General features: G+C 64.8%; 25 protein-coding genes. 4 read left to right on the forward strand and 21 right to left on the reverse strand.

The window, feature by feature from the left end:
• Window positions 1-5: 5 nt before the first annotated feature.
• On the forward strand, window positions 6-617 hold the full coding sequence (locus Clow_RS10565; RefSeq protein ID WP_055179009.1) for a GNAT family N-acetyltransferase: 612 nt from the start codon (window positions 6-8) through the stop codon (window positions 615-617).
• A 127-nt stretch (window positions 618-744) separates the two neighbouring features.
• On the opposite strand, the gene fepB is transcribed toward Clow_RS10565, so the two are convergent.
• From fepB to Clow_RS10630, 13 genes are all read right to left on the reverse strand, one after another.
• Window positions 745-1,785: a Fe2+-enterobactin ABC transporter substrate-binding protein gene (gene fepB / locus Clow_RS10570; protein WP_055179011.1), complete on the reverse strand. Its 1,041-nt coding sequence runs from the start codon at window positions 1,783-1,785 to the stop codon at window positions 745-747.
• A gap of 198 nt (window positions 1,786-1,983) precedes the next feature.
• Window positions 1,984-2,763, reverse strand: coding sequence for an ABC transporter ATP-binding protein (locus Clow_RS10575; RefSeq protein ID WP_055179012.1), 780 nt, complete (start codon window positions 2,761-2,763; stop codon window positions 1,984-1,986).
• A complete protein-coding gene (locus Clow_RS10580) occupies window positions 2,763-3,827 on the reverse strand; it encodes a FecCD family ABC transporter permease (protein WP_245625759.1) in 1,065 nt (354 codons plus the stop codon). The genes Clow_RS10575 and Clow_RS10580 overlap by 1 nt, the downstream gene beginning before the upstream one ends.
• Complete coding sequence (locus Clow_RS10585; RefSeq protein ID WP_245625760.1) at window positions 3,824-4,846, reverse strand: FecCD family ABC transporter permease; 1,023 nt, start codon at window positions 4,844-4,846, stop codon at window positions 3,824-3,826. The genes Clow_RS10580 and Clow_RS10585 overlap by 4 nt, the downstream gene beginning before the upstream one ends.
• A gap of 137 nt (window positions 4,847-4,983) precedes the next feature.
• Window positions 4,984-7,263 (reverse strand): phosphoribosylformylglycinamidine synthase subunit PurL, encoded by a 2,280-nt coding sequence (gene purL / locus Clow_RS10590; protein ID WP_055179018.1) that lies wholly within the window; start codon window positions 7,261-7,263, stop codon window positions 4,984-4,986.
• 18 nt (window positions 7,264-7,281) lie between these two features.
• Window positions 7,282-7,953, reverse strand: coding sequence for a phosphoribosylformylglycinamidine synthase subunit PurQ (gene purQ, locus Clow_RS10595; RefSeq protein ID WP_055179020.1), 672 nt, complete (start codon window positions 7,951-7,953; stop codon window positions 7,282-7,284).
• Window positions 7,950-8,195 carry a phosphoribosylformylglycinamidine synthase subunit PurS gene (gene purS / locus Clow_RS10600; RefSeq protein ID WP_055179022.1) on the reverse strand — a complete coding sequence of 82 codons (246 nt, stop codon included), beginning with the start codon at window positions 8,193-8,195 and terminating at the stop codon, window positions 7,950-7,952. The genes purQ and purS overlap by 4 nt, the downstream gene beginning before the upstream one ends.
• A gap of 68 nt (window positions 8,196-8,263) precedes the next feature.
• On the reverse strand, window positions 8,264-8,953 hold the full coding sequence (locus Clow_RS10605; RefSeq protein WP_055179024.1) for a DUF2334 domain-containing protein: 690 nt from the start codon (window positions 8,951-8,953) through the stop codon (window positions 8,264-8,266).
• Window positions 8,954-8,991: 38 nt separating this feature from the next.
• On the reverse strand, window positions 8,992-10,458 hold the full coding sequence (locus Clow_RS10610; RefSeq protein ID WP_055179026.1) for a cation:dicarboxylate symporter family transporter: 1,467 nt from the start codon (window positions 10,456-10,458) through the stop codon (window positions 8,992-8,994).
• Window positions 10,459-10,636: 178 nt separating this feature from the next.
• Window positions 10,637-10,909, reverse strand: coding sequence for a ribbon-helix-helix domain-containing protein (locus Clow_RS10615; protein WP_055179028.1), 273 nt, complete (start codon window positions 10,907-10,909; stop codon window positions 10,637-10,639).
• A 399-nt stretch (window positions 10,910-11,308) separates the two neighbouring features.
• Entirely contained in the window at window positions 11,309-13,429 is a 2,121-nt protein-coding gene (locus Clow_RS10620; RefSeq protein WP_055179030.1) for a S9 family peptidase, read from the reverse strand.
• Window positions 13,430-13,541: 112 nt separating this feature from the next.
• A complete protein-coding gene (locus Clow_RS10625) occupies window positions 13,542-13,784 on the reverse strand; it encodes a hypothetical protein (protein ID WP_055179032.1) in 243 nt (80 codons plus the stop codon).
• A complete protein-coding gene (locus Clow_RS10630; RefSeq protein WP_055179034.1) occupies window positions 13,781-13,993 on the reverse strand; it encodes a hypothetical protein in 213 nt (70 codons plus the stop codon). The genes Clow_RS10625 and Clow_RS10630 overlap by 4 nt, the downstream gene beginning before the upstream one ends.
• Window positions 13,994-14,150: 157 nt before the next feature.
• Here Clow_RS10630 and Clow_RS11865 point away from each other — a divergent pair, with 157 nt between their 5' ends.
• Window positions 14,151-14,744, forward strand: a complete 594-nt coding sequence (locus tag Clow_RS11865; protein WP_156334917.1) for a hypothetical protein — start codon at window positions 14,151-14,153, stop codon at window positions 14,742-14,744.
• Window positions 14,745-14,884: 140 nt separating this feature from the next.
• On the opposite strand, the gene Clow_RS10635 is transcribed toward Clow_RS11865, so the two are convergent.
• The 6 genes from Clow_RS10635 to purD all read right to left on the reverse strand — a co-directional run bounded on the left by Clow_RS10635 (window position 14,885) and on the right by purD (window position 21,606).
• On the reverse strand, window positions 14,885-15,490 hold the full coding sequence (locus Clow_RS10635; RefSeq protein ID WP_055179037.1) for an aminotransferase class IV: 606 nt from the start codon (window positions 15,488-15,490) through the stop codon (window positions 14,885-14,887).
• A complete protein-coding gene (gene pabB / locus Clow_RS10640) occupies window positions 15,487-17,280 on the reverse strand; it encodes an aminodeoxychorismate synthase component I (RefSeq protein WP_055179038.1) in 1,794 nt (597 codons plus the stop codon). Before pabB ends, Clow_RS10635 begins: the two co-directional genes overlap by 4 nt.
• Window positions 17,281-17,311: 31 nt before the next feature.
• The gene (locus Clow_RS10645; protein WP_055179040.1) at window positions 17,312-17,743 is read right to left on the reverse strand and encodes a MarR family winged helix-turn-helix transcriptional regulator; all 432 of its coding nucleotides are present in this window, start codon (window positions 17,741-17,743) and stop codon (window positions 17,312-17,314) included.
• Window positions 17,744-17,866: 123 nt separating this feature from the next.
• Window positions 17,867-18,760, reverse strand: a complete 894-nt coding sequence (locus tag Clow_RS10650; protein ID WP_055179042.1) for a phosphoribosylaminoimidazolesuccinocarboxamide synthase — start codon at window positions 18,758-18,760, stop codon at window positions 17,867-17,869.
• Window positions 18,761-18,810: 50 nt separating this feature from the next.
• Window positions 18,811-20,250, reverse strand: coding sequence for an adenylosuccinate lyase (purB, locus tag Clow_RS10655; protein ID WP_055179044.1), 1,440 nt, complete (start codon window positions 20,248-20,250; stop codon window positions 18,811-18,813).
• 72 nt (window positions 20,251-20,322) lie between these two features.
• A complete protein-coding gene (gene purD, locus Clow_RS10660) occupies window positions 20,323-21,606 on the reverse strand; it encodes a phosphoribosylamine--glycine ligase (RefSeq protein WP_055179046.1) in 1,284 nt (427 codons plus the stop codon).
• 36 nt (window positions 21,607-21,642) lie between these two features.
• On the opposite strand from purD, the gene Clow_RS10665 reads away from it, so the two are divergent.
• Together Clow_RS10665 and Clow_RS10670 are read left to right on the forward strand one after the other, a co-directional pair.
• Window positions 21,643-22,074 carry an HIT family protein gene (locus Clow_RS10665; protein ID WP_055179048.1) on the forward strand — a complete coding sequence of 144 codons (432 nt, stop codon included), beginning with the start codon at window positions 21,643-21,645 and terminating at the stop codon, window positions 22,072-22,074.
• On the forward strand, window positions 22,074-22,718 hold the full coding sequence (locus Clow_RS10670; RefSeq protein WP_156334920.1) for an alpha/beta fold hydrolase: 645 nt from the start codon (window positions 22,074-22,076) through the stop codon (window positions 22,716-22,718). Before Clow_RS10665 ends, Clow_RS10670 begins: the two co-directional genes overlap by 1 nt.
• On the opposite strand, the gene Clow_RS10675 is transcribed toward Clow_RS10670, so the two are convergent.
• Entirely contained in the window at window positions 22,705-24,153 is a 1,449-nt protein-coding gene (locus Clow_RS10675) for a sensor histidine kinase (RefSeq protein ID WP_156334922.1), read from the reverse strand. The genes Clow_RS10670 and Clow_RS10675 overlap by 14 nt on opposite strands.
• Before the next feature lie 56 nt (window positions 24,154-24,209).
• Window positions 24,210-24,926, reverse strand: a complete 717-nt coding sequence (locus tag Clow_RS10680) for a response regulator transcription factor (RefSeq protein WP_055179054.1) — start codon at window positions 24,924-24,926, stop codon at window positions 24,210-24,212.
• Window positions 24,927-25,015: the final 89 nt, after the last annotated feature.

Below are 25,015 nucleotides of genomic sequence, written 5' to 3' on the forward strand. Positions count from 1 at the left end.
CCGCCGTGACCGCTCACACAGACCCCTCAGCCGTGCTGCACCGCCTGCGTACCGACGTCGCCCCCGCCACCGTGCTGCCCCACCCGCCGCGCCTGCCCGAACTACCCGGACGCTACCAGGTTCGCGTCGCCACCCCCGAGGACGCCGCGCTCATCTCCGAGTGGATGAATCGCCCCCACCTGGCGAGTACCTGGGAGCAGCCCTGGAAGGAGGAACGCTGGCGCGCCGACATCGCCGCGCGCCTGAGCGGCACCTACTCCACCCCCGTGATCCTCTCCGTGGCGGACCACCAACCACCCAAGGTGGGCTACCTAGAGGTGTACTACCCCGCCCGCGACGACATCAGCTATTGCTTCCCCTCCGCCCCCACGGACCTCGGCCTGCACATCGCCATCGGCCTGGAAGAACTCACCGGGCGCGGCTTCTTCCAACCCTTCTTTGAGGAATTACCCGGCGCGCTGCTGCGGGCCAATCCCGGCTCGGAGCGCATTATCGCGGAGCCCGATCACCGCAATACCCGCATCCACTCCATGCTGCGCAAGACCGGATGGAGCGACCTTGGGGAATATCAGCACCGGCCCACGCGGCGGGTACGCATTTTCGAGTATCGGGGGTGAGTGCTGGGATTGCTGGGGCTGAGCGCCGGGGGATAGCTCCAGCACCCGAAACCAGCGCACGGAATCGGCACGCAAAAAGGGAGGGCACCCGCCGCTGCGAGCGCCCTCCCCTGATACCTCTTATAACTTAGGAGGAGTAGTTCTCCGAGAGGTACTTCACCAGGTCCTGAGCCGCGATGGCATCAATGCGGAAGAACTCCCCATCGAGGCCGTACACGCGATCCTCGGCCACCGCCGTGACCTCGGCCAGCTGCGGGTTGGTGCGCACCTGCTCATCGGCCGGGGTACCCGGATCAATGTTGAGCACGAACACGCTGTTGCCGTCCAGGGCCAGCGGCACGTTCTCCGCGCTCACGGCCTTCACGTCGCCACGGCTGGAACCCTGGGCGGAATCGCCCACCAGATCATCGCCAGGCACGGCGATCTCGATGCCCAGATCCTTGAAGATCTGCCCCTGCGCGGACTCCTCGGTAAAGAAGTTCACCGCACCCTCCTGGGACAGGGCGATCAGGTTCACCGGCCCATCGACCTTGATCTTATCCTTGGCCTCCTTCACGGAGTCCTCATAATCCGCGATCACCTCATCGGCCTTATCCTCCAGGCCCGCGGCCTCGGCCACCTCGCGGGTGGTCTCCTCCCAGGACTGATCCGAGTAGTCGATCACCTGAACCGGCACAACGTCCTTGAGCTGATCGTAGATCTCCGCGCCGGTATCGGCACCCACGTTGGACATGACCACCAGGTCAGGGTCCTGGGCCAGGATCGCCTCGGCGTTGACAGAGCCGATGGTGAAGATGGACTCCACGTCCTTCTCCTTCGCCAGGTCGTCCCAGGCCAGGCCAAAGCCGGTCTCGTCCGCGAACATCGGCGCGTTGGGGTTGCCGCCGCCGGAGGCCACCACGGGGGCGTCGAGAGCCAGCAGCGCACCGGTGAGGCTCACGGAGGCGGAAACGATGCGCTCCGGGCGCTCCTCAATGGTGATCTCGGTGGCGTTCTTGTCCTTATCCTGCGTATCCACGGTGCGCGGGAAAGAGGAATCGGAAGAGCTGGAGGCGTTGGCGGAGGAATCCTGGGATTCCTCGTCGGAGTTGGAGCAGGCCACCAGGCTCAGGGCCACGGCTGCGGTGGCGAGGGTCGCCGTCACGCGGCGGGAAAGAGAGAAAGTCATTAGGTTCTCCTCAAAACAGTATAAGGATGAAGGCAGCAAAAAATTAAGCTTCTGCCAACAATTGCCTTCCCACGTAAGGTTACACTATCCATACCCAAAAGTAGGTATCTTTGCTCACACTTTCGTTTCCCCGCCGCCGAGGCCATTGCATTTCTTTTACTTAGCGACGCCCCGACGGTCCCCCTTGGCAGTACCGACTCAGCGCGGCACCACCAACGGCCCGCCGCTCACCGGATCCTCCACCACCACTGCATCCAGATCAAAGACCTCGGCCAGATTCTCCTCGCTCAACACCTCCGCAGGGGTGCCCACCCCCGCCAGCCTGCCGCCGCGGGCGAGCAGCACCAGGCGATCGGCGTAGCGGGCCGCGAGGTTGAGATCGTGGAGCACCATCACCACCGTGCGGCCGGACTCCTCGCGCAGCCCGCGCACCAGGCGCAGCACCTCCACGGAGGTGGAGAGATCGAGGTAGGTGGTGGGTTCGTCGAGAAGCATCGTGGGGGTATCCTGCGCGATCGTCATGGCGATCCACACCCGCTGGCGCTGCCCGCCGGAGAGGTCCGCGATGCGTCGATCGGCTAGCTCGGTAAGCCCCGTGGTTTCCAGGGCCTGGGTGACCACGGCATCATCCTCCCGTGACCACTGCGCCATCCAGGACTGATAGGGGTGGCGGCCCCGCGAGACCAGCTGGCCCACCGTGAGCCCCGGCGGGGCCACCGGGGTCTGCGGCAGCAGGGAGAGTTCGCGGGCGCGCTCCTTGCGCGGCCACTGCCCCACCTCGCGGCCCTGGAAGGTCAGGGAGCCGCCGTGACTGAGCAGCCCGCACATCGTTTTGAGCAGGGTGGACTTGCCGCAGCCATTGGGGCCGATGAGGCAGGTGACCTCGCCCTCGGCAATATCCACGTCCAGCCCCTCGATCACCGGGCGATCCGGGTAGCCGGTGTTCAAGCCGCGCGCGGAAAAAAGCGGGGTGCTCATCAGATGGTTTCCTCTCGACGAGTGCGGAAGATCATGTACAGCAAGAACGGCGCACCGATGAAGGCCGTGACCACGCCCACCGGCAGCTCCCAGGGCAACACCACGCGGGCCAAGAGATCGGCACCCAGCAGCAGCGTGCCGCCGAGCAGCGCCGAGAAAATCAACGGCGGGGTGGGAGTGCGCGCCAGGCGGCGCGCCAGGTGGGGGCTGACGAAGGCGATAAAACCAATGGGACCTGCCGCCGCCACGGCCACCGCCGCCAACACCACGGCGCAGAACAACTGCACCAGTTGCGCCAGTTGCACCCGGTGGCCCAACACATGCGCGGTGGCCTCACCGAGCACCAGGGCGGAAAGTTGGAAGGCCAGCCAGCCACCCAGGGCCACCGCCACGAGCAGCACCGCCAGGGGCGCCCAGGCGTGGTTCCAATCCCTGCCATTGAGCGAGCCGGTGAGCCACATGCGGGCCGCCGCCGCCCTGTCCAATTCCGCATAAGCCAAAAGCCAGGTGGTACAGGAGCTCAAGAAGATCGAGGCACCCACGCCGATGAGCACCACCTGCAACATGGAACTGCGCGCAGGCCCGGCCAGCAGCCAAATCAGCAGCGCGGTGAGGAAGGCTCCCACCATCGCGGCCCCCGGCAACCCCACGGTGCCCAGCACCGAGGTGGCCCCGGCCTCAATCACGCCGCCCGAGCCCGCACCGGCAAAGACGATCACCGCCACCGCCGCCAGGGAGGCGCCGTTGGTGATGCCCAAAATATCCGGGCTGGCCAGCGGGTTGCGCGCCACCGATTGCGTGAGCGCCCCCGAATAAGCCAGGGCCGCGCCCACCAGGCAGGCCACCACGGCCCGGCCCAGGCGCATATCAAAAACCACGGCCCGCTGAATCTTGGTGCCGCCCCCGGTAAAGACCTCCATCACCTCCCCCAAGGTCAGTTGATACGAACCCTGGGTGACCGACCAGCACACGCCCGCCGCCATGAGCAGCGCCGTGATCGCCATGCACGCCAGCAGGCGAGCGTTGATTTTCCAGGACACCGGCCCTATCCGCAGTGCCTTCACAGCCCCACCCCCATGTGTCCGCGGCGCACCAGCCATACGAAGATCGGCACGCCGAGCAGCGCCAGCACCGTGCCCATCGGCAACTCCGCCGGGGATACCAGGGCGCGGCCAAGAATATCCGCCACCAGGGCCAAAACCCCGCCCACCAGGGCGGCCAAGGGAATGAGCAGACGGTAATCCGGGCCGGTAAAACCTCGCACGATGTGCGGGGCGGCCAGGCCCACGAAGCCCACCGGTCCGGCGGCCGCCACAGCCGCCGCCGTGAGCGCGGCAATCACGAGCACCCCGAAGGTCTGCGCGCGGCGCACCGACACCCCCAGGCCGTGCGCGCTCTCCTCGCCCAGGCTCAGCAGGTTTACCACCGGCCCCAGGGCCACGGCGGCGATCAGGGCCACCACCGCCACCGGGGCCACCACCGTGACCACCGAGAAATCGCGCCCCGCCACCGAACCGGTGGCCCAGCTACGCAGGGCGTCCAGCACGCGATCATTGGTGATAACCAGGGCATTGACCACCGCCATGAGCAGCGCGGAAAGGGCTGTACCGGCCAGAATAAAGGCCAGGGGGCTGCCCGCCGTGGGGCCGGAGGAGGCCAGGAAGAAAAGCACAATGGTCACCGCCACCGCCCCCAGCATGGAGGGCCACACATAACTGGTGGTATCGGTGAGCACGCCCAGGCTCACCCCCACCGCCACGGCTGCCGCCGCCCCGGCTCCCACGCCGAGGATTCCGGGATCGGCCAGCGGATTGCGGGTAAAGCCCTGCAAGAGGGCACCCGCCGCGCCCAGGCACAGCCCGGCGATCAGGGCTAAAAAGGTACGCGGAATACGCTGAATACCCAGGACCAATTCCACATCGCTGCCCTCCGGCTGAGTACCCAGTGCGTAGCGCAGCCCCCCGGGAATACCCTCCCAGACCTCGGCGGCGCTAAAGGAACGCGCCCCCACCAAGAAACTCACCAGAACCAGGGCCGCGATGAGGAGCACCGCGCCACAGGCGGACATCACAGATCGCCGCACGCTCTCACCTTTCTCACGAAAACTGAGGGCAGTATAACCTGAGTTGCCCGGCCTACCTTAACTGGCGACGCCCCCGCTGCGGCGATAGCACAGGGCACCACCCGCTGCGGGTGGTGCCCTTGTATGCAGAGGCTTGTTTACTCCACCACGGAGTTCGCGCCCACCGCGTGCCCGAAGAGCTCGGGCAGGGTGGACTCCCAGGCCTCACGCAGTTCGTCCAGAGAGACCTCCAAGGCCTCGTTCACCCGCAGGGTGCGGCCCTCGGCGGTGCCGCCAATGCGGATGCAGGGTACCCCGGCCTCGGCGGCGCGGCGCTCTAGGGCGTCCGCACGGTCCCCCGTGGTGGCCACCACGGCGCGGGAGGCGGACTCGGAGAAGAGCGCCGCGTGTAGGTCCTCGTGTACCGAGCTCAAATCCAGGTCCAGGCCGCGCCCGGAACGCAGGGCCATCTCCACCAGGGCCTGAGCCAGGCCACCCTCGGAGACGTCGTGCGCGGCGGTGAGCAGGGTGTTGCCCACGAAGAAGTCCGCCAGGCGCTCCTCGTTGGCGAGGTCCACGCGCGGGGGCATGCCCTTGAGTTCCCCGGTGGTCACCTGCTGGTAAATGGAACCGCCGAACTCCGCCTCGGTGGTACCCAGCACGTAAAGCACCTCGTCCTCCGGCACGCTGCCGAGGTCGTGGCCGATGGCGTTGTGGACGTCCTCGATCACGCCCAGCACGCCCACCACGGGGGTGGGCAGAATCGGGGTCTCGCCGGTCTGGTTGTAGAAGGAGACGTTGCCGCCGGACACCGGGATCCCCAGTTCCTTGGCGCCATCGGCCAGACCGTGCACAGCCTCGCGGAACTGCCACATCACATCGGGGTTCTCGGGGGAGCCGAAGTTGAGGCAGTTGGTCACCGCCACCGGGCGGGCACCCGTAACGGCCACGTTGCGGTAGGCCTCGGCCAGGGCCAGGCGCGCGCCGGTGTTCGGGTCCAGGTAGGTGTAGCGCCCGGAGGCGTCGGCGGAGACAGCTACGCCGCGGCCGGTCTCCTCGTCGATGCGCAGCACACCGGCGTCGGAGTTCTGGGCCTTGACGGTATTGCCCAGCACGTAGCGGTCGTACTGCTCGGTGATGTAGGCGCGGGAGCACAGGGCCGGGGAGGCAACCATCTGGCGCAGGGTGGCGGCCAGGTCGCTGGGAGCCGGTACGGCGGCCTCGGCCTGCACCTCATTCTGCCACTCGGGGCGGGCGTAGGGGCGCTCGTACACGGGGGCCTCATCGGCAATGGTGGCCGCCGGGGCGTCCACCACTACCTCGCCGCCGTGGGTAATCACCAGGTGATCGCCCTCGGTGACTTCACCGATCTCGGCGCAGGTGACGTCCCAGTGCGCGCAGATTTCCTTGAAGCGCTCCACGTTCTCCGGGGCCACCACGGCGCACATGCGCTCCTGGGACTCGGAGGCCAGAATCTCCGCCGCGCTCATGTTCGCGGCGCGCAGCGGAACGTTATCCAGGTTCACCGTCATGCCGCCGTCGCCGGAGGCCGCCAGCTCGGAGGTGGCACAGGCCAGGCCCGCACCGCCGAGGTCCTGGATACCCACCACCACGCCAGCGTGGTAGAGGTCCAGGCAGCACTCGATGAGTACCTTCTCCGCAAAGGGGTCGCCCACCTGCACGGCAGGGAGTTTGCGCTCCGCGCCGTCCTCGAAGGTGTCGGAGGCCAGCACGGATACGCCGCCGATGCCATCTAGGCCGGTGCGCGAGCCAAAGAGCATGACCTTATTGCCCTTGCCGGAGGCGAAGGCCAGTTTCAGGTCCTCCACCTTGAGGGTGCCCACGCACAGGGCGTTAACCAGGGGGTTGCCCGCGTAGGTGGGGTCAAAGACGGTCTCGCCGCCGATATTCGGCAGGCCCAGGGAGTTGCCGTAGTGGGAGATGCCCTCCACCACGCCGGGCAGCACGCGCTGGGTATCGGGGGCGTCGGCAGGGCCAAAGCGCAGTTGGTCCATCACCGCGATGGGGCGTGCGCCCATCGCCATGATGTCGCGCACAATGCCGCCCACACCGGTGGCCGCACCCTGGTGGGGCTCCACGTAGGAGGGGTGGTTGTGGGATTCCACGCGGAAGGTCACGGCGTTGCCGTCTCCCACGTCCACCACGCCGGCGTTTTCGCCAATACCGGCGAGGATCTTGGAGTTCATCTCCTCGGTGGTGGTCTCCCCAAAGTAGCGCAGGTGCACCTTGGAGGACTTGTACGAGCAGTGCTCGGACCACATCACGGAGTACATGGTCAGCTCGGCGTCGGTGGGGCGGCGGCCCAGGATTTCCTTGATGCGGGCGTATTCATCGTCCTTGAGGCCCAGTTCCGCGTAGGGCTGCGCGGTATCCGGCTGCGCTACGGCCTGTGCCACGGTGTCGTTGAGAACAGACATAGATTCTCCGATTCTCCTTTAGGCGGCGATCGAGCCGACGGCGGACAAGAACAGTTCCAGCCCATCGGTAGACGGGCCGGTGAGGGTGTCAATGGCGTGCTCGGGGTGCGGCATGAGTCCCACAATGCGGCCGGTGGGGTCGGTGATACCGGCGATAGCGTTGATGGAACCGTTGAAGTTATCCGTGTAGCGGAACACCACGCGGCCCTCCCCCTCTAGTTCCTCGATGGTCTGCGCCGAGGCCTGGAAGCGCCCTTCGCCGTGCTTGGCAGGAATGAGGATCTTCTGCTCGGCCTCCAGCGTGTTCGTCCACGCGGTGTTGGCGTTTTCCACGGTGAGGTAGGTGTCCTCGCAGTGGAAGTGCAAGCCTTGGTTGCGGGTGAGCACGCCGGGCAGCAGGCGGGCCTCGGTGAGCACCTGGAAGCCATTGCAAATGCCCAGCACCGGCATACCGCCGCGGGCGGCCTCAATAACGGAACTCATTACCGGAGCCAGCGCGGAGATGGCGCCACTGCGCAGGTAATCGCCGTAGGAGAAACCGCCGGGAATGACCACGGCGTCCACGCCGTGGAGGTCGGCGTCCGCGTGCCACAGGCGCTCCACCTGGGCTCCGGCGTAGCGCACGGCGCGGGCGGCATCGACGTCGTCCAGCGTGCCGGGGAAGGTGATAACCCCGATTCGTGCCGTCACTTGATCTCCTCCACGTCCACGATCTCGAAGTCCTCGATCACGGTATTAGCCAGCAGCACCTCGGCCATCTTCTGAATGTCCTCGCGCGTGACGGTATCGTCCGCCTCGATTTCAAAGCGCTTGCCCTGGCGCACATCGCTCACGCCAGTCACACCCAGGCGCCCCAGCGCACGCACCACGGCTTGACCCTGGGGGTCAAGAATCTCCGCCTTGGGCATCACATGAACTACTACACGGGCCACGGTTAATCCCCTATTTCTCGCACGTTCTCATTACGCCCACAGAGTACCTTGTGTGCGGCAGTGCTTTCTTATTTGCCCGCTACCTGCCCGTAGGTCACCGGCACCGCGCCTTCCTCCCGGGCCGCACACACCGCACCCACAAAGTCCCGCGCCACCTTCTGCTCGCACAAATTGCGTGCCGACGCCGAGAGCCTCACCAACTTGCCCTTCGCCCCGCCCCGGCGCGCCGCAGCAATCACGTTGCGACGCCACCACCCCGGCGAGCCAAAGCCCTCACCCACCGAGAGATTGCGGCCCCGGCGCAGTTCAGTGGGGGCGTCGCTAAGCACGTGCACCCCCTTGGTGGATCCCACCACCTGAAAGCCGAACTCCGGGGCCACGGCGAGCGTACCGGGGGAAAGCCGCCAGCGCGGCGGGGCGAAGATGGGGGTGGTAAGGCCGAGTTTTTCCATCTGGCGGGTGGCCCCGCGCAGGCGCAGCCGGGCCTCGTGCTCTTCTAATTGGGCAAACTCCGCGCGGCGGCCCTGAACGGCCTGGTCAAAGCCGTTGAGGATCCATTCCGCGCCGCCCTCGATGCGCTCGCGCACCCATTCCAGGGTGGCGGGATCCTTAGCGAGGTGCCAGGAGCCGTCGATATGCGGGGCGATGAGCAGGGAAACCGGCACCCCCTGGGCCTCTAGTTCCCCCACCACGGCCTGAGCTGCGTGCCTAGTTTCATTAAAAATACTGGATATAGAAACCAGGAGTGTGCCATTCATGCCCGCGATTATCGCACAGGGTATCCCTGTGCGCAGGGCTACTTTTTATACTCGTCCAGGTTCACCTGCGGGGTGGGTTGCAGGCGATCCTGGGCGGGGTTCTCCACGGAGGGGTTGCGGCGGAAATCGCCGTGCTCGTCATCGTCCTCGGAGGGCACGTAGGGAATCTCGCCGCTGAGCACGCGCTGAATGTGGTCCATGTCCAGGGTATTCGTCCACTTCCCCACCAGCAGGGTGGCCACGGAGTTACCGGCGAAGTTCGTGAGCGCGCGGGCCTCGGACATGAACTTATCAATGCCCAAGATGAGGTCCACGCCGCCGAGCAGAGCGGGCTTATAGGACTGCAAGCCCGCCGCCAGGGTGGCAATACCCGCGCCGGAGACACCCGCCGCACCCTTGGCCGCAATAATCATGAAGAGCAGCAGGCCCACCTGCTCGCCCAGGTTCATGGGCATATCCATCGCATCGGAGATGAAGATGGCCGCCATCGTGAGGTAAATCGCCGTGCCGTCCAGATTGAAAGAATAACCCGTGGGCACCACGATGCCCACCGTGGACTTATCCACACCGGCGTGCTCCATCTTGCGCATGAGATTGGGCAGCGCGGACTCCGAGGAGGAGGTGGCAAAGATGAGCAGGAACTCCCGGCCCAGGTACTTCACCAGCTTGAAGATGGAAAGGCCCGTGAACATCTTGAGTACCAGCCCCAGCACAACAAAAACAAAGACAAAGCAGGTGACGTAGAAGGCCAGGATCAGGTAACCCAGCTGCACCACGGCGGCCATACCCGTGGAGCCCACCACGGCGGCGATCGCACCGAAGGCGGCAATGGGAGCCAACCACAGAATCCATCCCAGGATGCGGAATACCAACAGCTGAAGGTTAGCCACAAAGCTCAGAATCGGCTCACCCTTGCGGCCCAGAGACTGCACCGCAAAGCCCACGAGCAGGGCGATGAAGAGCACCTGAAGGATAGACACCGTATGACCGGGAGAGTTATAGGAACCAGTGAAGGCGGAGAAGAAGGAATCCGGGATGATGCCCTGGATAAAGTGCATAGCACCGCCGCCCTCGGCGTTCTTATCCAGCGTCTTTTGCACCGTATCGCTGACCTCTGCGTTATCCACATGCAGGCCATCACCCGGCTCCAGGATATTGCCCACCACTAGGCCAACGAAGAGCGCGAAGGTGGACATGGTGAGGAAGTACGCCAGGGCCAGGCCACCGGCGCGGCCTACCGACGCCGCCGCGCGCACCGAGCCGATACCCAGCACGATGGTGCAGAAGATCACCGGGGGCACGATCATCTTGATGAGGTCCACGAACATGGTGCCCAGCACCTTGAAGTTCACCGCTACATCGGGGGCAATCAACCCCAGCGCGATACCCGCCACGATGGCGATAATCACGGCGATGTAGAGCCAGTGGGTGCGGTCCTTACGTGGTTTTTTGGAATCGGCGATCTTGGGCGCACCCTCGTAGGCGGCCGGAGAGGAAGCAGACATGACTTTCTCGATTCAGCACAGGAAATACAACACTCCCCCGCATTATCGCCCCCACCCCACCCATGCCCCAATTCACTCACCCGCAATGGGGGTAGTGATGGTCACCCCCACATTATTCAGTGGATAAGGTGCCTCTCCTGGACCTTTGGAGCGTCTGCCTGACTACCTACTCAACCACCTACGACGCCTGCGCGATCAGTGCGCGCAGGGCAGAAACGGGAATCGTCTTTTCCGGGGCCACCTCGGTGGCGACGGCCTCGGTCAGGATGTCTCGAATCATCTGCCCGGTGGTCACGCCACGGCTCTGTGCGAGGTCCCGAAGAGCCGCCAAGGTGCTCTGCGGGAGGCGGGCGGTGAAAGCCGTCATGGGAGAGGGTTCCCAATCGGCCTTGCGGGCGCTATCCAGAGCATCGGAAAAGTCGTTCTTATCGAAAAAAGTGGGGTCCATCATGCTATTCTCCTAAACTTTCGCCGTTCCATCAGTGTCATATCGCGGGCCGTGACTACGTAAACACACCCATCTAGTGCCTGTGCAAGAACCACAAAAAGAGGACGCCCTGAGTAAGTTTGCCCAAAGATATATCGGGTTCCACCACGCCCCTTCTCATGAATAAGTGGGCGTGAACCGACAACTTCTTCCACTTCCCAGGGAGTGACATTATGCCGAGCTATATGCCCCTCACTCCGGTCATCCCATGCAATCTCCATTATTGCCATTGCAGCACCGTCCCCTTGAGTGTACACGTTTTGTACACGGTCTTATTTTTACCCCTCACCAGGTAGAATAATCCCCCGGCTAACTTTCAGTGTATGAATCCACCGCCCAAAGATCCATACACCACCCCCACTTCTACCCCTCCAACCCCGTGGCCTTATTCACCGCCCAGGCGTACTCAAAGGCCGTTTGCTTCCAGCGCGCATAGCGCCCGGATACCCCGCCGTGCCCGGCGGACATCTCCGTCTTAAGCAGGAAGTTCCCTCCCGTGGCGGTGGCCCGCAGGCGGGCAATCCACTTGGCGGGTTCCACGTAGAGCACGCGGGTGTCGTTGAGCGAGGTCACGGCCAGAATGTCGGGGTAGTTCTTGGGCTCCACGTTCTCGTAGGGGGCGTAGGAGGCCATGTAGTCGTACACCTCGGCGTCGTGCAGCGGGTCGCCCCATTCCTCCCATTCGCCCATCGTCAGCGGTAGTTCCGGCATGAGCATGGAGGTCAGCGGGTCCACGAAGGGCACGATGGCCTGGATACCGGCGAAGCGGTCGCCCGCCATGTTCGCCACCGCACCCATGAGCATGCCGCCGGCGGAGCCGCCCTCGGCCACCATCGTTTCCGAGGAAGAAAGCCCGCGAGCAATCAGATCATCAGCTACGGCGATGTAATCGCTAAAGGTGTTCTTCTTTTCCAGCATCTTGCCGTGGTCGTACCAGCCACGGCCCATCTCTCCGCCGCCGCGCACGTGCGCCACGGCGAAGATCATGCCGCGGTCCAGCAGGGAAAGCCGGGAGAAGGAGAACCCTGGGTCCGTGGAGGCCTCGTAGGAACCGTAGGCGTAGAGCAGGGTGGGGTTGGGTTTGGTGGTGTCGAGGTCCGCGCGGTGAATGACGGAAACGGGGATGCGCGCGCCATCGGAAGCCTGCGTCCACAGGCGGTAGGCGGTGTAAGCGGAAGCGTCGTAGCCGCCGAGCACCACTTGCTGCTTGCGCAGGGCGCGCTCGCCGGTGGCCACGGTGAGGTCGATGATTTGGGTCGGTGTGATGAAGGAGCCGTAACTCAGGCGGATCACCGGAGCCTCCCACTCGGGGTTGCCCAGCACGCCCACGGTGTAGAGTTCTTCCTCAAAATCCAGTTCCTCAAAGGCGGTGTAGCCCGCCTCATTCAGCACCATGACGGCGGCGCGGCCTATCGCGTCCCGTCGATAAGCAGCCACGATCTGCCCGGCGTAGGTATCCACGCCCTCCACGCGCACCTCCTCACGGTGGGGGATGAGCTCGCGCAGGTCGGTCAGGGCGGACAGCTCGCTCACCGGGCACTCCCCCACGGCGAAGTTCGGCCCCGTGGCGTTGTGCGTGACCACCCAGCGATCCTCGCCCGCCACCACGGCGTGATCCACGCTGTACTCCACGCCGGTTTCGCGCGGCCAGAGCACCTGGAACTCGCCCTCGGGCTGGTTCATATCCAGCACCCAGGTTTCCGAAGTGATCTTGGAGGCCGCCTCAATCATCAGATAGCGCTCCGAACGAGTGGCCCCCACCCCGGTGCTAAAGCGGCCATCGGGCTCGTGGAACACGCGCACGTCGCTGGCCTGCGGGGTACCCACCTTGTGCCGCCACACGGAATCGGGGCGCCAGGCCTCATCCACGCGCTGATAGAAGATGTATTCCTCCCCCGCCCAGGTGGCGCCGTAGAAGATACCTTCCAGGCGGTCCGGCAGGAGTTCCCCGGTGCTGAGGTCCTTAATATAAAGGTCAAAGCGCTCATCGCCCGCCGTATCCACGGAATAAGCCAGGTAGCGCCCCGAGGTGGTCACGCTGGAGGCCCCCAGGGAAAAGAACTCGTGGCCCTCGGCCAGCGCGTTGAGGTCCAGCAGCACCTCCTCGCCCGGCACCTCCCCGGTGGTGGGAATCTCCGGGGGCGTCCAGGGGTCATGCGCGGTATCCACCGGCAGGCGGCAGGAAAGCCCATAATCCTTGCCCTCGATGGTGCGACCGTAATACCAATACTGCCCCGCGCGGGTGGGCACGGACATATCCGTCTCCTGCACGCGCGACTTAATCTCCCCGTAAATCGCCTCCGTCAAGCCCTTCAAGTGCTGCGTTTGGGCCTCGGTATAAGCGTTTTCCGCCTCCAAGTAGGCGATGGTCTCCGAAGATTCCTTCTCCCGCAGCCACTCGTAATCATCCACAAAGGTACGGCCGTGGTGCTCGCGGGTGATCGGGTGAACCGGGGCAATGGGTGCTTGTGCTTTCTCAGACATGGGTTCGATGGTAGCCCGCCGCCGTGTCGCCCCGCCGTACTCACCGGCATTGTGCTTATCGACGCCCCCGCGGTGGCGGTTGCGCTCCCCCGTGACTGTCTGCTTTTCGCTGCTATTTCTTGGCGCTCAAAACCAAATAAAGAAGGGAAACCACAAATATCACCGCACAGGTTCCCGCCGCCTTGAGGTACTGCATGGCGCGGTCCACCTTTTCCGCCACGGCGGCGGTAGCAATGGAATCGCCGGAGGCCGCTAACAACTGCTGCGTGTTATACAGTCCGTTGCCCGCGCCCCATACGAAGAGCACCCCGGCGATAAAGGAAACGATGGTGACGAAGATGGCTGCGTCCCTCATGGTTCTTTCTCTTTCCGTCCCGGGTGATGAATAAACCACTGTTCCAGGTCCACGCGGGCCTGGAACACACCACCAGGATAGTGCTCGTTGAGCTCCGCCTCCACGGGAGAAAATATCTCCTCCGCCAGCGGGGCGATATTCTCCTGGGGCAGAATGGCCGCTACCTCATCAAGGGGTGCCTTGAACTCTACGTGGGGGCTGAGACACACCCAGCACTAGCGCAAGCCCTCGGAATATATTAATATGCACACATCGACTTCTCGCAATTATGGGAATGGCTAGGTAGTGTTATCGCTTCCCCTCCTTTCCTCACCCTCATGGTTCCCGTAGCCACCCTCACAGGCGTGGTAATCACAACAAAGAGCAATGAGCGCATACGACACAGTGAGCTTCAAAAAAGGGGGAGAACGGTGGCGCTATGAGATAGAACGCGATAACGCGGCAAGCCAACGCCAAGCCGTTCTCACATTCCTAGCGGAAGTAGCGGAATTAGACCAGAAAAACAGGGAAGATTTCATCAAAGAACACAAGCCATACGATGACATGGGCGGCCTCACCCAGGAAGAGTATGACAACACACTTGTGGATATGAATCGGAAATATTGGGGACAGTTCAAAGACGGTGTAGAGAAAAAACTACTAATATTGGAGCTAACCCTAGCAGACAAGCAGGTACTTTCCCAGGCGCGCAGCATACGAACGGCATTTAATGCAGACGGAACAATATTAGCAAGTAATAAAAATGGAAAATACCCAAACCCATACAAGAACCCCTTTTTCAATTCTCCTAGCTCTATATCTCCAAACATGGAAAAAGCCTTAGAAAAGTTAAAAGAAACAGCTATTAATCGACTCCACCCAACTCCACTAGAAACCCCGGCGGAACAACCCCGGCGGCTGGGAACGCAGCATGAACAGGACTCTCTCCCATCTGGACATAAAGACAATCAGAACACATAACCAGTGAACGACATGGCATGACTAATTTCATAGCTGGTTATATCCAGCAGTAGTGTTCCCAAAAACCTGTTTCACCACACAAGGGTGATCGTCATGATGCACGTATGGGACATCGAACCACTTTTCATCTCCATCAGTAATCAAGCCCACCCCCGCACCGCCGTCACCCCGTGCAGGCTATTCATGGCCCAGCACCGCAGCCCCGGCGCCTCCTCCACCATCACGCTTTCCTCCCGCACCGGCCCCTCCCATCGCGCCACAAATAGCCGCTCCGTCACCGAGGGCAATCGCGGCCCTGGAGGCACAAGCAAACTATTCCCCCGCGCAAAGAGCAGCGTAGCCGTGGCGGCCTCCTCCACCGTCCCCTCGCGGTGCAGCACGGCGTCGTCCGCCCCCTCCGCGCGCGCCCGCTCCCGCAGAGCCAGCAGCGCGGGCATGTCCGGCCCCTTGTGCTCGGGGTAGGCGCGCGGGTCGGGTTCCGGCGGCACCCACAGCCGGGTTGTCGCCCGCCGCTGTGGTGCCGGGCGCATGGCGAGGTCAAAGCCGCTATCCCGGCCGGTCACGAGGGGAAAACACTCCCCGCTGGCCTCCGCACACGCTGAACGCACCCGCCGCAAAAAATCGCCCGGGGGCGCGGCTCCCACCAGTTCCCGGCAGGAGGCCGCAAAGCGCTCTAGGTGCAGTTCCAGGCCCTCTACCTGCCCATCAAGTACCAGCCAGGAATCCATCACCACCAAAGCACTCACGGAAACTCCACCTCCGCGATGGCCCGCACCGGCTGGGCCTTGGTGATGATCTCGCGGTATTCCGCCTCCGGGTCGGAGGCCGCCAGAATCGCCCCACCCACCCCGTAGCTGAGTTCCCCGTTCTGTTCCACCAGGGTACGAATGGTCATGGCGAGGTCCACCGTCCCATCCAGCCCGATATACCCGATGGCCCCGGAATAGATACCGCGCTCGCCTTCTTCTAGGTCTGCCAGAATCTCCATCGTGCGCTTCTTCGGCGCGCCGGTCATGGAACCTCCGGGAAAGGCGGCGTCGATAAGCTCCCAGGGAGAGGCAGCGAGTTCGGCGCGCACGGTGCTCACCAGTTGGTGTGCGGCGGCGTAGGTTTCCACCTCAAAGAGCGGTTCGGCGCGCACGCTGCCGGGGCGGGCCACGCGGGTGAGGTCATGGCGCACGAGGTCCACCACCATGAGGTTTTCCGCGCGGTCCTTGGGGTTGCTGGCGAGGTCGGCGCGCAGCGCGGCGTCCTCCTCCGAGGTGGCCCCGCGCGGGCGAGTGCCCTTAATGGGGCGCGATTCCGCCACGCCACTGCGCACCCGCAGGAAGGTCTCGGGCGAGGTGCTCATAATCTGCGTGTCGCCCCACCGCAGGTAGGCCCCATACGGCGTGGGGTTGGCGGCGCGCAGCGCCAGGTAATCGGCCAGGCCCAGCCCCGGCGAGGGACCGCGCAGGCTGGTGGTCAGACAGGCCTCGTAGGTCTCCCCGGCGGCTATGGCCTCCTGTAACCGCGCGATCTTATCCAGGTACTCCGCCTTGGTATCCACGCAGCGCAGCCGGGCGCGCGCGGCACGCGGGGCCTCGCGCGGCCCCGGAACCGCCAGCGCCCGCTCCGCCTCGTCCAGCCAGGCCTCATCGAGGGCCAGCAGATGCACCCCCGTGGGCCCCACCACCACGCCGCTTTCGGCAAAGCGGAAGTGCCGCCCGCGCGGATAGGTCAGGTAACCCACCCAGCCCAGCATGGGGGCAAAGGGAAGGTCGGGCACCTCCACCGCGCCGCTTATCGACACCCCCGCCATCTCCCGCGGTGCCTCCCTCGGCGCGCTCAGGAAGCTGTAGCCGCGCCCCGTGGAATCGTCCAGCCACACCGCATAGGGTTCCCTGGCGTAGAGGCGGCGGTAGACCTCCGGGGCGTCGAGAGTGCAGCCCGTGAGGTGCCGGTGGTGCACCCGCACAGAACGGCGCCGCGCCCGCACCATCTCCACGAAGTTTTCCAGCACCCGCACCGCCCCCGTGGCCCCCACGGATTCCGGGTGAAATTGCACGCCCCACCAGGGCTTTGTGCGGTGGCGCAGGCCCATCACGATCTTCTCCGCGCCCAAGCCCGTCCAGGCCGTCACCTCCAGTTCCTCCGGTACCCGCGTGATCGCCAGGGAGTGATAGCGCACCGCCGCGAACTCCTGGGGCAACCCGGCAAAGAGTTCGGATTCATCGTGGTGCACCTGGCTTATCACCCCGTGCGCGGGGACCACCTGGGTTACCGCTCCCCCGCACTCCTGGGCCATGAGTTGATGCCCCAGGCACACGCCCAGCACCGGCAGGCCGCGGTGCAGGGCCTCGGTACTGCTCCCGACGTCGGCAGCCACCCCTGGGTGCCCCGGCCCGGGGGAGATCACCACGGCCTCAATGCCCTCCCACTCGGGCCGCTCGGTATTACTCTGCACCCGTACCCGCGCCCCCGCCGCGCGCAAGGCCTCCACGATGTTGAGGGTAAAGGAATCTTGATTATCAATCACGAGCACCGTCACGGCCATGCGCACCGATGCTATCGCACCGCGGGCGCAATCATTCATCGAGGAGGGAGCGGAAGAAGCGCTCCAAAATCGGCAGCGCTCGGGCCACCTCCTCGCGTTCGCGCTCATTCAATCGCCCCACCGCCGGGGCGAGGCGCTTCGTGCGCGCGGTGGCGGAAACGCGCAGGGCCTCTAGGCCCGCCTCGGTGGCCACCACGAGCACACCCCTGGCGTCGAGGGGATCGCGGCGGCGTTCCACATACCCGGCGTTTTCCAGGCGGGTGATCTGCTGGCTGGCGCTGGCGGTGCTGATCCCGCTGAGCGTGGCGATGGTGGTCACCGGCAGCGGCCCTTGTTTGAGGGCCATGAGGGTTCCCATTTGCGTGGTGGGCAGCTCCCCCTCCCGGTCAAGGAGCCGCAGCGTTTGCACCCCCAAGCGCAGACTTTCACGGAGTTGAGAGGCGAGGGCATCAGGGGTGGTCATGGCAGGCGATTCTATTCCTCGCCACGCCATATTTTCAACATTGGTTCGGATTAAAGTGCTAGACCTATGCGGGGAGCCGCACTACTGAGGCCACCCACACCACCTATGCCTAAAGGATAAGGGCTAGACGCACGCCCCCACCCAGCGGCAGAACTTCTCCCCCGAGATACGGCCATAAGCCTCCACATAACGCTCCCTGGTGGCCTCCACAACCGAGCCCGGCAGCGCCGGGGGCTGCTCCCCGGAGTTCTTATCCCAGCCCGATTTGGAACTGGTGAGCCAATTGCGCACGTATTGCTTATCAAAGCTCGGCTGCACCTTCCCCGGCGCGTACCCCTCCGCGGGCCAGTAGCGCGAGGAATCCGGGGTAAGCACCTCATCGGCCAACACCAAGGCACCGGAGGCATCCGTGCCGAACTCTAGCTTGGTATCGGCCAGAATCAGGCCGCGCTCCTCCGCGATGGCGGCCGCCTGGGAGTACACCCGCAAGGTGGTATCGCGCAACTGCTCCGCGCGCTCCTGGCCCAGGGAGTCCACCACGTATTCAAAGGAGACGTTCTCATCGTGCTCCCCCTGCTCCGCCTTGGTGGCCGGGGTAAAGATCGGCTCTGGCAGCTTTGAGGCCTCCACCAGGCCCTCGGGCAAGGCAATGCCGCACACCGTGCCGCTCTTCTTGTATTCCGCCAGGCCGGAGCCGGTAAGGTAGCCGCGCGCCACGCACTCAAAGGGCTGCATGGTGAGCTTTTTGCACACCATCGCCCGGCCTAGCACCTTCTCCGGGATACGGGGATCATCGGCGGGTCCGGCCAGGTGGTTGGGCACATCGAGGGCACCGAAGAAATAGAAACTCATCGCCGTGAGAATCCTGCCCTTATCGGGAATCTCGGTATCCAAAATGTAGTCATACGCGGAGATTCGATCGGAGGCGACGATGAGCAAGTGCTCATCGTCAATCTCGTAAATCTCACGCACTTTGCCCGCCGAGACGTGGCGGTATTCCGAGAGTTCAGGACGCATGATTGGGAGTGTAACCCCGCGCCCCGCACAGCGGTAATTGGGGCGGAAGGTTACAGAATCTCCCCGCCCGCATACTGCGCTGCCTGCGGGTATCGCTTTACGACGTTCTCCACGCGCCCCAGCACGCGGCTCACCTGAGATTCCGCCGCACCGATGAAGGCGTGACGGTCCGCCAGGGCTTCTTCCAAGGCGGCGGCGTCGAGCGGCAGGCGATCATCGGCAGCCAGGCGCTCCACGAGGTCCTGCTCCGCACCGTTTTCGCGCATATTCAGCGCCACGGCCACGGCGTTTTCCTTAATCACCTCGTGGGCCACCTCGCGGCCCACCCCGGCACGCACCGCCGCCATGAGGATGCGGGTGGTGGCCAGGAAGGGCAGGTAACGCTCCAATTCGCGGTCGATCATGGCGGGGAAGGCCCCGAACTCCGCGAGCACGGTAAGGAAGGTCTCGGCCATGCCGTCGAAGGCGAAGAAAGCATCGGGCAGCGCCACGCGGCGCACCACGGAGCAGAACACGTCTCCCTCGTTCCACTGCTGGCCCGCGAGGTCGGCCGTCATGGTGAGGTAGCCGCGCAGGATCACCTGGAGGCCGCCCACGCGCTCGCAGGAACGCGCGTTCATCTTGTGCGGCATGGCCGAGGAGCCCACCTGGCCCTCCTTGAAGCCCTCCGTGACCGTCTCATTGCCCGCCATGAGGCGAATGGTGGTGGCCAGAGAGGAGGGACCCGCGCCCAATTGCACCAGGGCCGAGAGGGCGTCAAAGTCCAGGGAGCGCGGATAGACCTGCCCCACGGAATCAAAGGTGCGCTCGAAGCCCAGGTGAGCAGCAATGCGCCCCTCTAAGTCGGCCAGCTTGGCCTCATCGCCACCGAGCAGATCGAGCATGTCCTGGCTGGTGCCCATCGGGCCCTTAATGCCGCGCAGCGGGTAGCGGGAAAGCAGATCCTCCACCCGTTCCAAGGCCACCAGAATCTCATCGGCCGCCGAGGCAAATCGCTTGCCCAGCGTGGTGGCCTGGGCCGCAACGTTGTGGGAGCGCCCCGCCATCACCAGGGTTTGATACTGGGCGGCGCGCTGAGCCACCTGCGCGAGCATGGCCACGGCCTTATCGCGGGCCAGGGCCAGGGAGCGGTGCACCTGAAGTTGCTCCACGTTTTCCGTGAGATCGCGGCTGGTCATGCCCTTGTGAATGTGCTCCCACCCGGCCAGGGCGTTGAACTCCTCAATGCGAGCCTTCACGTCGTGGCGGGTCACCCGCTCGCGCTGGGCGATGGATTCCAGATTCACCTGGTCAATCACGGCCTCGTAGGCCTCAATGGCCTCGGCGGGAATATCCACCCCGAGGTCACGCTGCGCGCGCATCACGGCGATCCACAACTGACGCTCCAACACAATCTTGTGCTCGGGCGACCACAGCTCGGTCAGCTCGGGGGAGGCGTACCGCGACGCCAGGACGTTTGCAATCTTCTTCTTTTCAGCCACGCGCCTCATTCTACGTAAGGGGCGTGGCCGCCCCACCCGATGCCGCAGCCCGCCGTCGCCCAACGGCAGCCCATAGCAGCCCTACGGCGTAGTGATACGCCCCTCCACCGCCGCCAGGCCAATATCCTTGCGGTAGAAGGAACCCGCCATCTCCACCTGCTCAATCACCGCATAGGCGCGCTCGCGGGCGGTGGCGAGGTCCGCGCCCTTGCCCACCACGGAGAGCACGCGCCCACCGGCGGACACGTAACCCCCTTCTCCCTCGCTAGCGACGGCCGTCCCCGCGTGCAGCGTGTAAGCCTCCTCGGTGTCGGCGGGCAGGTTGCTCAGGGTGTCGCCCTTGCGGGGGGACTCCGGGTAGCCCCCGGCGGCGAGCACCACCGTGACCGCCGAGCCCTCCTCCCATTCCAGGGGCGGCTGCTGGGCCAGGGTGCCGCGTGCCACGGCGTCGAGAAGCACCGCCAGGGGGGTGCGCAGCAGGGAGAGCACGGCCTGGGTCTCGGGGTCGCCAAAGCGGGCGTTGAACTCCACCACGGCCGGGCCTTCCTTGCCCCAGGCCAAACCGGCGTAGAGCAGGCCGGAATAGGGGGTGCCGCGGGAGACCATCTCGCGGGCCACCGGCTCGCAGACCTCGCGCACGATGCGCTCCACGCCGTCGGCGGGCAGCCAGGGCAGCGGGGTGTAGGCGCCCATGCCGCCGGTATTGGGGCCTGCGTCATTGTCGTAGGCGCGCTTGTGATCCTGGGCGGGCAGCAGGGGCACCACGGTTTCGCCGTCTACCAGGCAGAAGAGGGAAACCTCTGGCCCCTCCAAGAAGGATTCCAGCAGCACCGGGTTCCCGGCGGCCAGCACGGAATCCACGTGTGCCCTAGCGGCCGGGCGCTCGGGGGTGACCACCACACCCTTGCCTCCGGCCAGGCCGTCGTCCTTGACCACCCAGGTGGGGCCAAAGCGATCCAGGGCGGCCTCGATCTCCTCCTCACCGGCGCCCGGCGCGATCTGCTCGGCGGTGGCGGTGGCCACGCCCGCGGCCTGCATGACCTCCTTGGCAAAGGCTTTGGAGCCCTCCAGCTGCGCGGCGGCCTGGGAGGGGCCAAAAACGGCAAATCCCGCCGCGCGCAGGGCGTCGCTCACGCCCGCCACCAGGGGCACCTCGGGGCCGATCACCACGAGGTCAGCCGCCACCTCCTTGGCCAGGGCCACGGTGGCCTCGGCGTCAGTGACGGAGAGCGGGTGCAGGGTGGCGAGCTGGGCCATACCGGCGTTGCCGGGGGCCACGTGCAGGTGATTCACGGCGGGGTCCTGGGAAAGACCAAGAAGCAGGGCGTGTTCGCGCGCACCGGCGCCAATGACCAAGATATTCATGGCTACGAGTGTATAGGCCCACTATCCTGGGGGCCTATGAGTAGCGTATTTAGCAAAATCATCGCCGGGGAACTGCCCGCGCGCTTCGTGTACAAGGACGATACCGTGGTGGCCTTCCTGAGCATCGAGCCGGTGGCCTACGGACACACCCTGGTGGTTCCGGTGGAAGAGGTGGATCGCTGGACCGACCTTTCGCCCGAGACCTGGGCGCACGTGGCCAAGGTTTCTCAGAAGGTGGGCCATGCCATCGTGGAGGCCTTCGGCTGCTCGCGCGCGGGCAGCCTCATCGCGGGCTTCGAGGTGCCGCACACCCACGTGCACGTATTCCCCGCCGAGGATATGTCCGGCTTTGACCTCTCGGCGGCCATTCCCGCAGGCGAAACCGACCCCGTGCGTATGGAGGAGGCTGCCGCGAAGTTGCGGGCGGCGCTGGGCACTGCCGAGCTGGGCAGCACCGAGACCGCCTAATGCGGCTCGTCGATGTGCTGCCCACCAAGGGGGTGGCACCCTATCTTCCCGGCCTGGGGACGTCCATGGCCACGGGCATCCGCCCCGTGCTCGTGCTGCACGGGGCGGTGGGCAATCCCGGTAACTTCGAGGTGCTGTTGCAATTGCTCGCCGCCCAGGGGGATCGCACCGTGTGCGCCCCGGCCTATGGGCGGCGCAGCACCGCACTACTGGAGGAAAGCCAGGAAGAACTGGGCGTTCATGCCCGCCGCCTGGTGGCGGCCTCCCCCGATGGGCTTATCGACGTCGTGGGGCATTCCCTCGGCGGACTCCACGGGTTGCTGCTGGCCCAGCGCTTTCCCGTGGCCCGGCTCATCGGTCTCGGGGCCTGCTTCCGCGGCTGCCCGGTGCGCGGCAGAAAACTGGCGCGGTGGGCACTCGGGCCGGTGTATGAGCAGATCATGCGGGAACTTTCTGTGCCGCTACCCGCTGGCACACACATCACTTCCTTCTTCTCCGACCGCGATGCCATCGTTCCCCCGGCGTATTCGGACCTCTCCGGGCTCCCCGGTGCCAGCGCGCAGGTGGAGATGGTGCCGGTGGCAGGGGTGCGCCACCATCTGCTGCCCGACGCCACCGCGCGCGAGGTGCTTAATCGGCTATAGGCTCCTCGTCCTCCTCGTGCAGCACCGGCTCCGCCTTGCGGTCGAGGAGGATGGTGAAGGTGGAGCCCACTCCTTCTTCGGACTCCACGGAGATGGTGCCGCCGTGCTTTTCCACCAGGGATTTGGTGATCGCCAGGCCCAGGCCGGAGCCTCCCGAGGCCCGAGACCGGGAGGTATCGGCGCGGTAGAAGCGCTCGAAGATATGCGCGGCGTTCTCGGGCGACATACCCACGCCATCATCAATCACCTGGATACGCACCTGGGAATCACCCTGGCCCGCAAAGGAAAGGCGAATGGTGGCCGTGGCCTCCTCCCCGCCGTGGCGCAGGGCGTTGGTGAGCAGGTTGAGCAGAATCTGGTGCAGACGGCTGGCATCGCCCACCACCAGCGGCACCGCCGAGGTCTTGTTATCCACCGAGACGGTGCGCTCGGGGAAGGCCGCCCGCGCGGTTCCCGCCACGGAAAGGCACAGTTCCAGCAGGTCCACCGTCTCACTATTGAGGCGCTGCCCCTCGGCCCTGGTGAGCGCCAAGAGGTCCTCCACCAGCAGGCTCATGCGTTTAGATTCCGCGTCCACCTTGCCCAGCACCAGGTCAATATCCTTGGTGGCCCCGGAGCGGTACAGTTCCGTATAACCGCGCAGGGAGGTCAGCGGAGTGCGCAACTCGTGGGAGGCATCGCCCACGAAGCGGCGCATCTGCTCCTCCTTATCCCGCGATTCCTCGATGGAGCGCTGCAACCTGCTCAGCATGACGTTAAGCGCGTAGGCCAGCTGCCCCACCTCGGTGTTCATGGGCCACTGCGGCAGGCGGCGATCCAGGTTGCCCTCCGCAATATCGCCCGCGGTGCGCTCCACCTCGCGCAGCGGAGTGAGCGAGCGGTACACGAGGTAGTGGGCGAGCAAGGCCAGCACCACCAGCACCGTGAGCGAGATGATGGTCTGTACCGCCGTGAGCCTGCCGATGAGGGTTTCCTCCCTGGCCAGGCTCTTGGCTATCACCACCACCACGCCATTTTTAGAGGTGGCGGTGGCCCGCCAGCGCTGCGTGGAATTGGAATCCTCCGTGGCCGGGAGCGTTTGGGGCCCCTCGTCCACCTTGAGGTTGGTGATGTCCGGGGCGGATTGCAACCAACTATTTTCCCCCGCCGGGGTGCCATCGGGGTAGATCACCTGCACATAAAAGTCCAGGGGCACCCGACGAATCGCGGTGCCCGAGGCTCCCTCCGACGAAAGGCCGCTGGCGCTGGAATCCGCGATGGGTTCGGTGAACCCGCGCATCACGGATTCCAGCTCCTCATCCACCTTATCCAGGGAATATCCGCGCATCACGGCGGAGACCGCCACGGAGCTGCCCAGCAACCCCACACCGGCCACGGCCACCACGAGCATGACCAGCCACACTCGCAGCGGCACCGTCCTCAAGGGGTTCCTCACACTGCTCCGGGCACCCGCATCACCCCATTGTTCCTGCGAGTTACGCCGCCGCAATCTCACTGGCGCGGCTTACGCAGCACGTAGCCCACGCCACGCACGGTGTGGATCAGCGGACGACGCCCCGTATCCACCTTGCGACGCAGGTAGGAGATGTAGGACTCCACCACGTTGCCATCGCCGCCGAAGTCGTAGTGCCACACGTTATCCAGAATCTTGGACTTGCTCAGCACCACCTCGGCATTAATCATGAGGTAGCGCAGAAGGTTGAACTCGGTGGGGGAAAGATCCACGATCTCCCCGGCCTTGGTCACCTCGTGGGTGTCATCGTTAAGGGTGAGGTCCGCGTAGGTGATGGTGGCGTTTTGCACCTCATCACCGAGGGTATGCCCGCGGCGCAGAATCACGCGCAGGCGGGTAATTACCTCTTCCAGCGAGAAGGGCTTGGTCACGTAATCATCGGCACCGATGGTCAGGCCGTGAATACGGTTTTCCACCGCGTCCTTGGCGGTGAGGTAGAGCACCGGGCCGTCCAGGCCCTCCTCGCGCAGGCGCGGCAGAAGCTCAAAGCCGTCCATGCCGGGCATCATCACATCCAGGATGAAGGCATCGGGGCGGAAATCGCGGGCGAGCTCCAGGGCGGCGTCGCCATCGTTGGCGGACTTCACCTCAAAACCCTGGAACTTCAATCCCACGGTGAGCAGTTCCACGATATTGGGCTCGTCATCGACCACGAGCACCTTAATGTGGTTGACGGTTTCGTTCATATTCTCCATTGCTACCACCTCTCCCATCCTGGCCGTCGTGAGGAAACACGCGGCCTTCAACATCACTCTTGCCAGTAAAGCGGCCTGCCCTGCTGTCC

Origin of the sequence: Corynebacterium lowii (assembly GCF_001412085.1) — a bacterium.
In the GTDB taxonomy this organism is placed as follows: Bacteria; Actinomycetota; Actinomycetes; order Mycobacteriales; family Mycobacteriaceae; genus Corynebacterium; species Corynebacterium lowii.

Bases quoted from the DNA above. Each gene is read 5' to 3' on its own strand.
- purL (WP_055179018.1), bottom strand. From the start codon at position 7,263: ATGTCTGTTCTCAACGACACCGTGGCACAGGCCGTAGCGCAGCCGGAT.
- Clow_RS10615 (WP_055179028.1), bottom strand. From the start codon at position 10,909: ATGATGGACCCCACTTTTTTCGATAAGAACGACTTTTCCGATGCTCTG.
- fepB (WP_055179011.1), bottom strand. From the start codon at position 1,785: ATGACTTTCTCTCTTTCCCGCCGCGTGACGGCGACCCTCGCCACCGCA.
- Clow_RS10610 (WP_055179026.1), bottom strand. From the start codon at position 10,458: ATGTCTGCTTCCTCTCCGGCCGCCTACGAGGGTGCGCCCAAGATCGCC.
- Clow_RS10625 (WP_055179032.1), bottom strand. From the start codon at position 13,784: ATGAGGGACGCAGCCATCTTCGTCACCATCGTTTCCTTTATCGCCGGG.
- Clow_RS10665 (WP_055179048.1), top strand. From the start codon at position 21,643: ATGAGTAGCGTATTTAGCAAAATCATCGCCGGGGAACTGCCCGCGCGC.
- pabB (WP_055179038.1), bottom strand. From the start codon at position 17,280: ATGGCCGTGACGGTGCTCGTGATTGATAATCAAGATTCCTTTACCCTC.
- Clow_RS11865 (WP_156334917.1), top strand. From the start codon at position 14,151: ATGAGCGCATACGACACAGTGAGCTTCAAAAAAGGGGGAGAACGGTGG.
- Clow_RS10680 (WP_055179054.1), bottom strand. From the start codon at position 24,926: ATGGAGAATATGAACGAAACCGTCAACCACATTAAGGTGCTCGTGGTC.
- Clow_RS10575 (WP_055179012.1), bottom strand. From the start codon at position 2,763: ATGAGCACCCCGCTTTTTTCCGCGCGCGGCTTGAACACCGGCTACCCG.
- purD (WP_055179046.1), bottom strand. From the start codon at position 21,606: ATGAATATCTTGGTCATTGGCGCCGGTGCGCGCGAACACGCCCTGCTT.
- Clow_RS10620 (WP_055179030.1), bottom strand. From the start codon at position 13,429: ATGTCTGAGAAAGCACAAGCACCCATTGCCCCGGTTCACCCGATCACC.
- Clow_RS10670 (WP_156334920.1), top strand. From the start codon at position 22,074: ATGCGGCTCGTCGATGTGCTGCCCACCAAGGGGGTGGCACCCTATCTT.
- Clow_RS10645 (WP_055179040.1), bottom strand. From the start codon at position 17,743: ATGACCACCCCTGATGCCCTCGCCTCTCAACTCCGTGAAAGTCTGCGC.
- Clow_RS10650 (WP_055179042.1), bottom strand. From the start codon at position 18,760: ATGCGTCCTGAACTCTCGGAATACCGCCACGTCTCGGCGGGCAAAGTG.
- purB (WP_055179044.1), bottom strand. From the start codon at position 20,250: ATGAGGCGCGTGGCTGAAAAGAAGAAGATTGCAAACGTCCTGGCGTCG.
- Clow_RS10605 (WP_055179024.1), bottom strand. From the start codon at position 8,953: ATGAATGGCACACTCCTGGTTTCTATATCCAGTATTTTTAATGAAACT.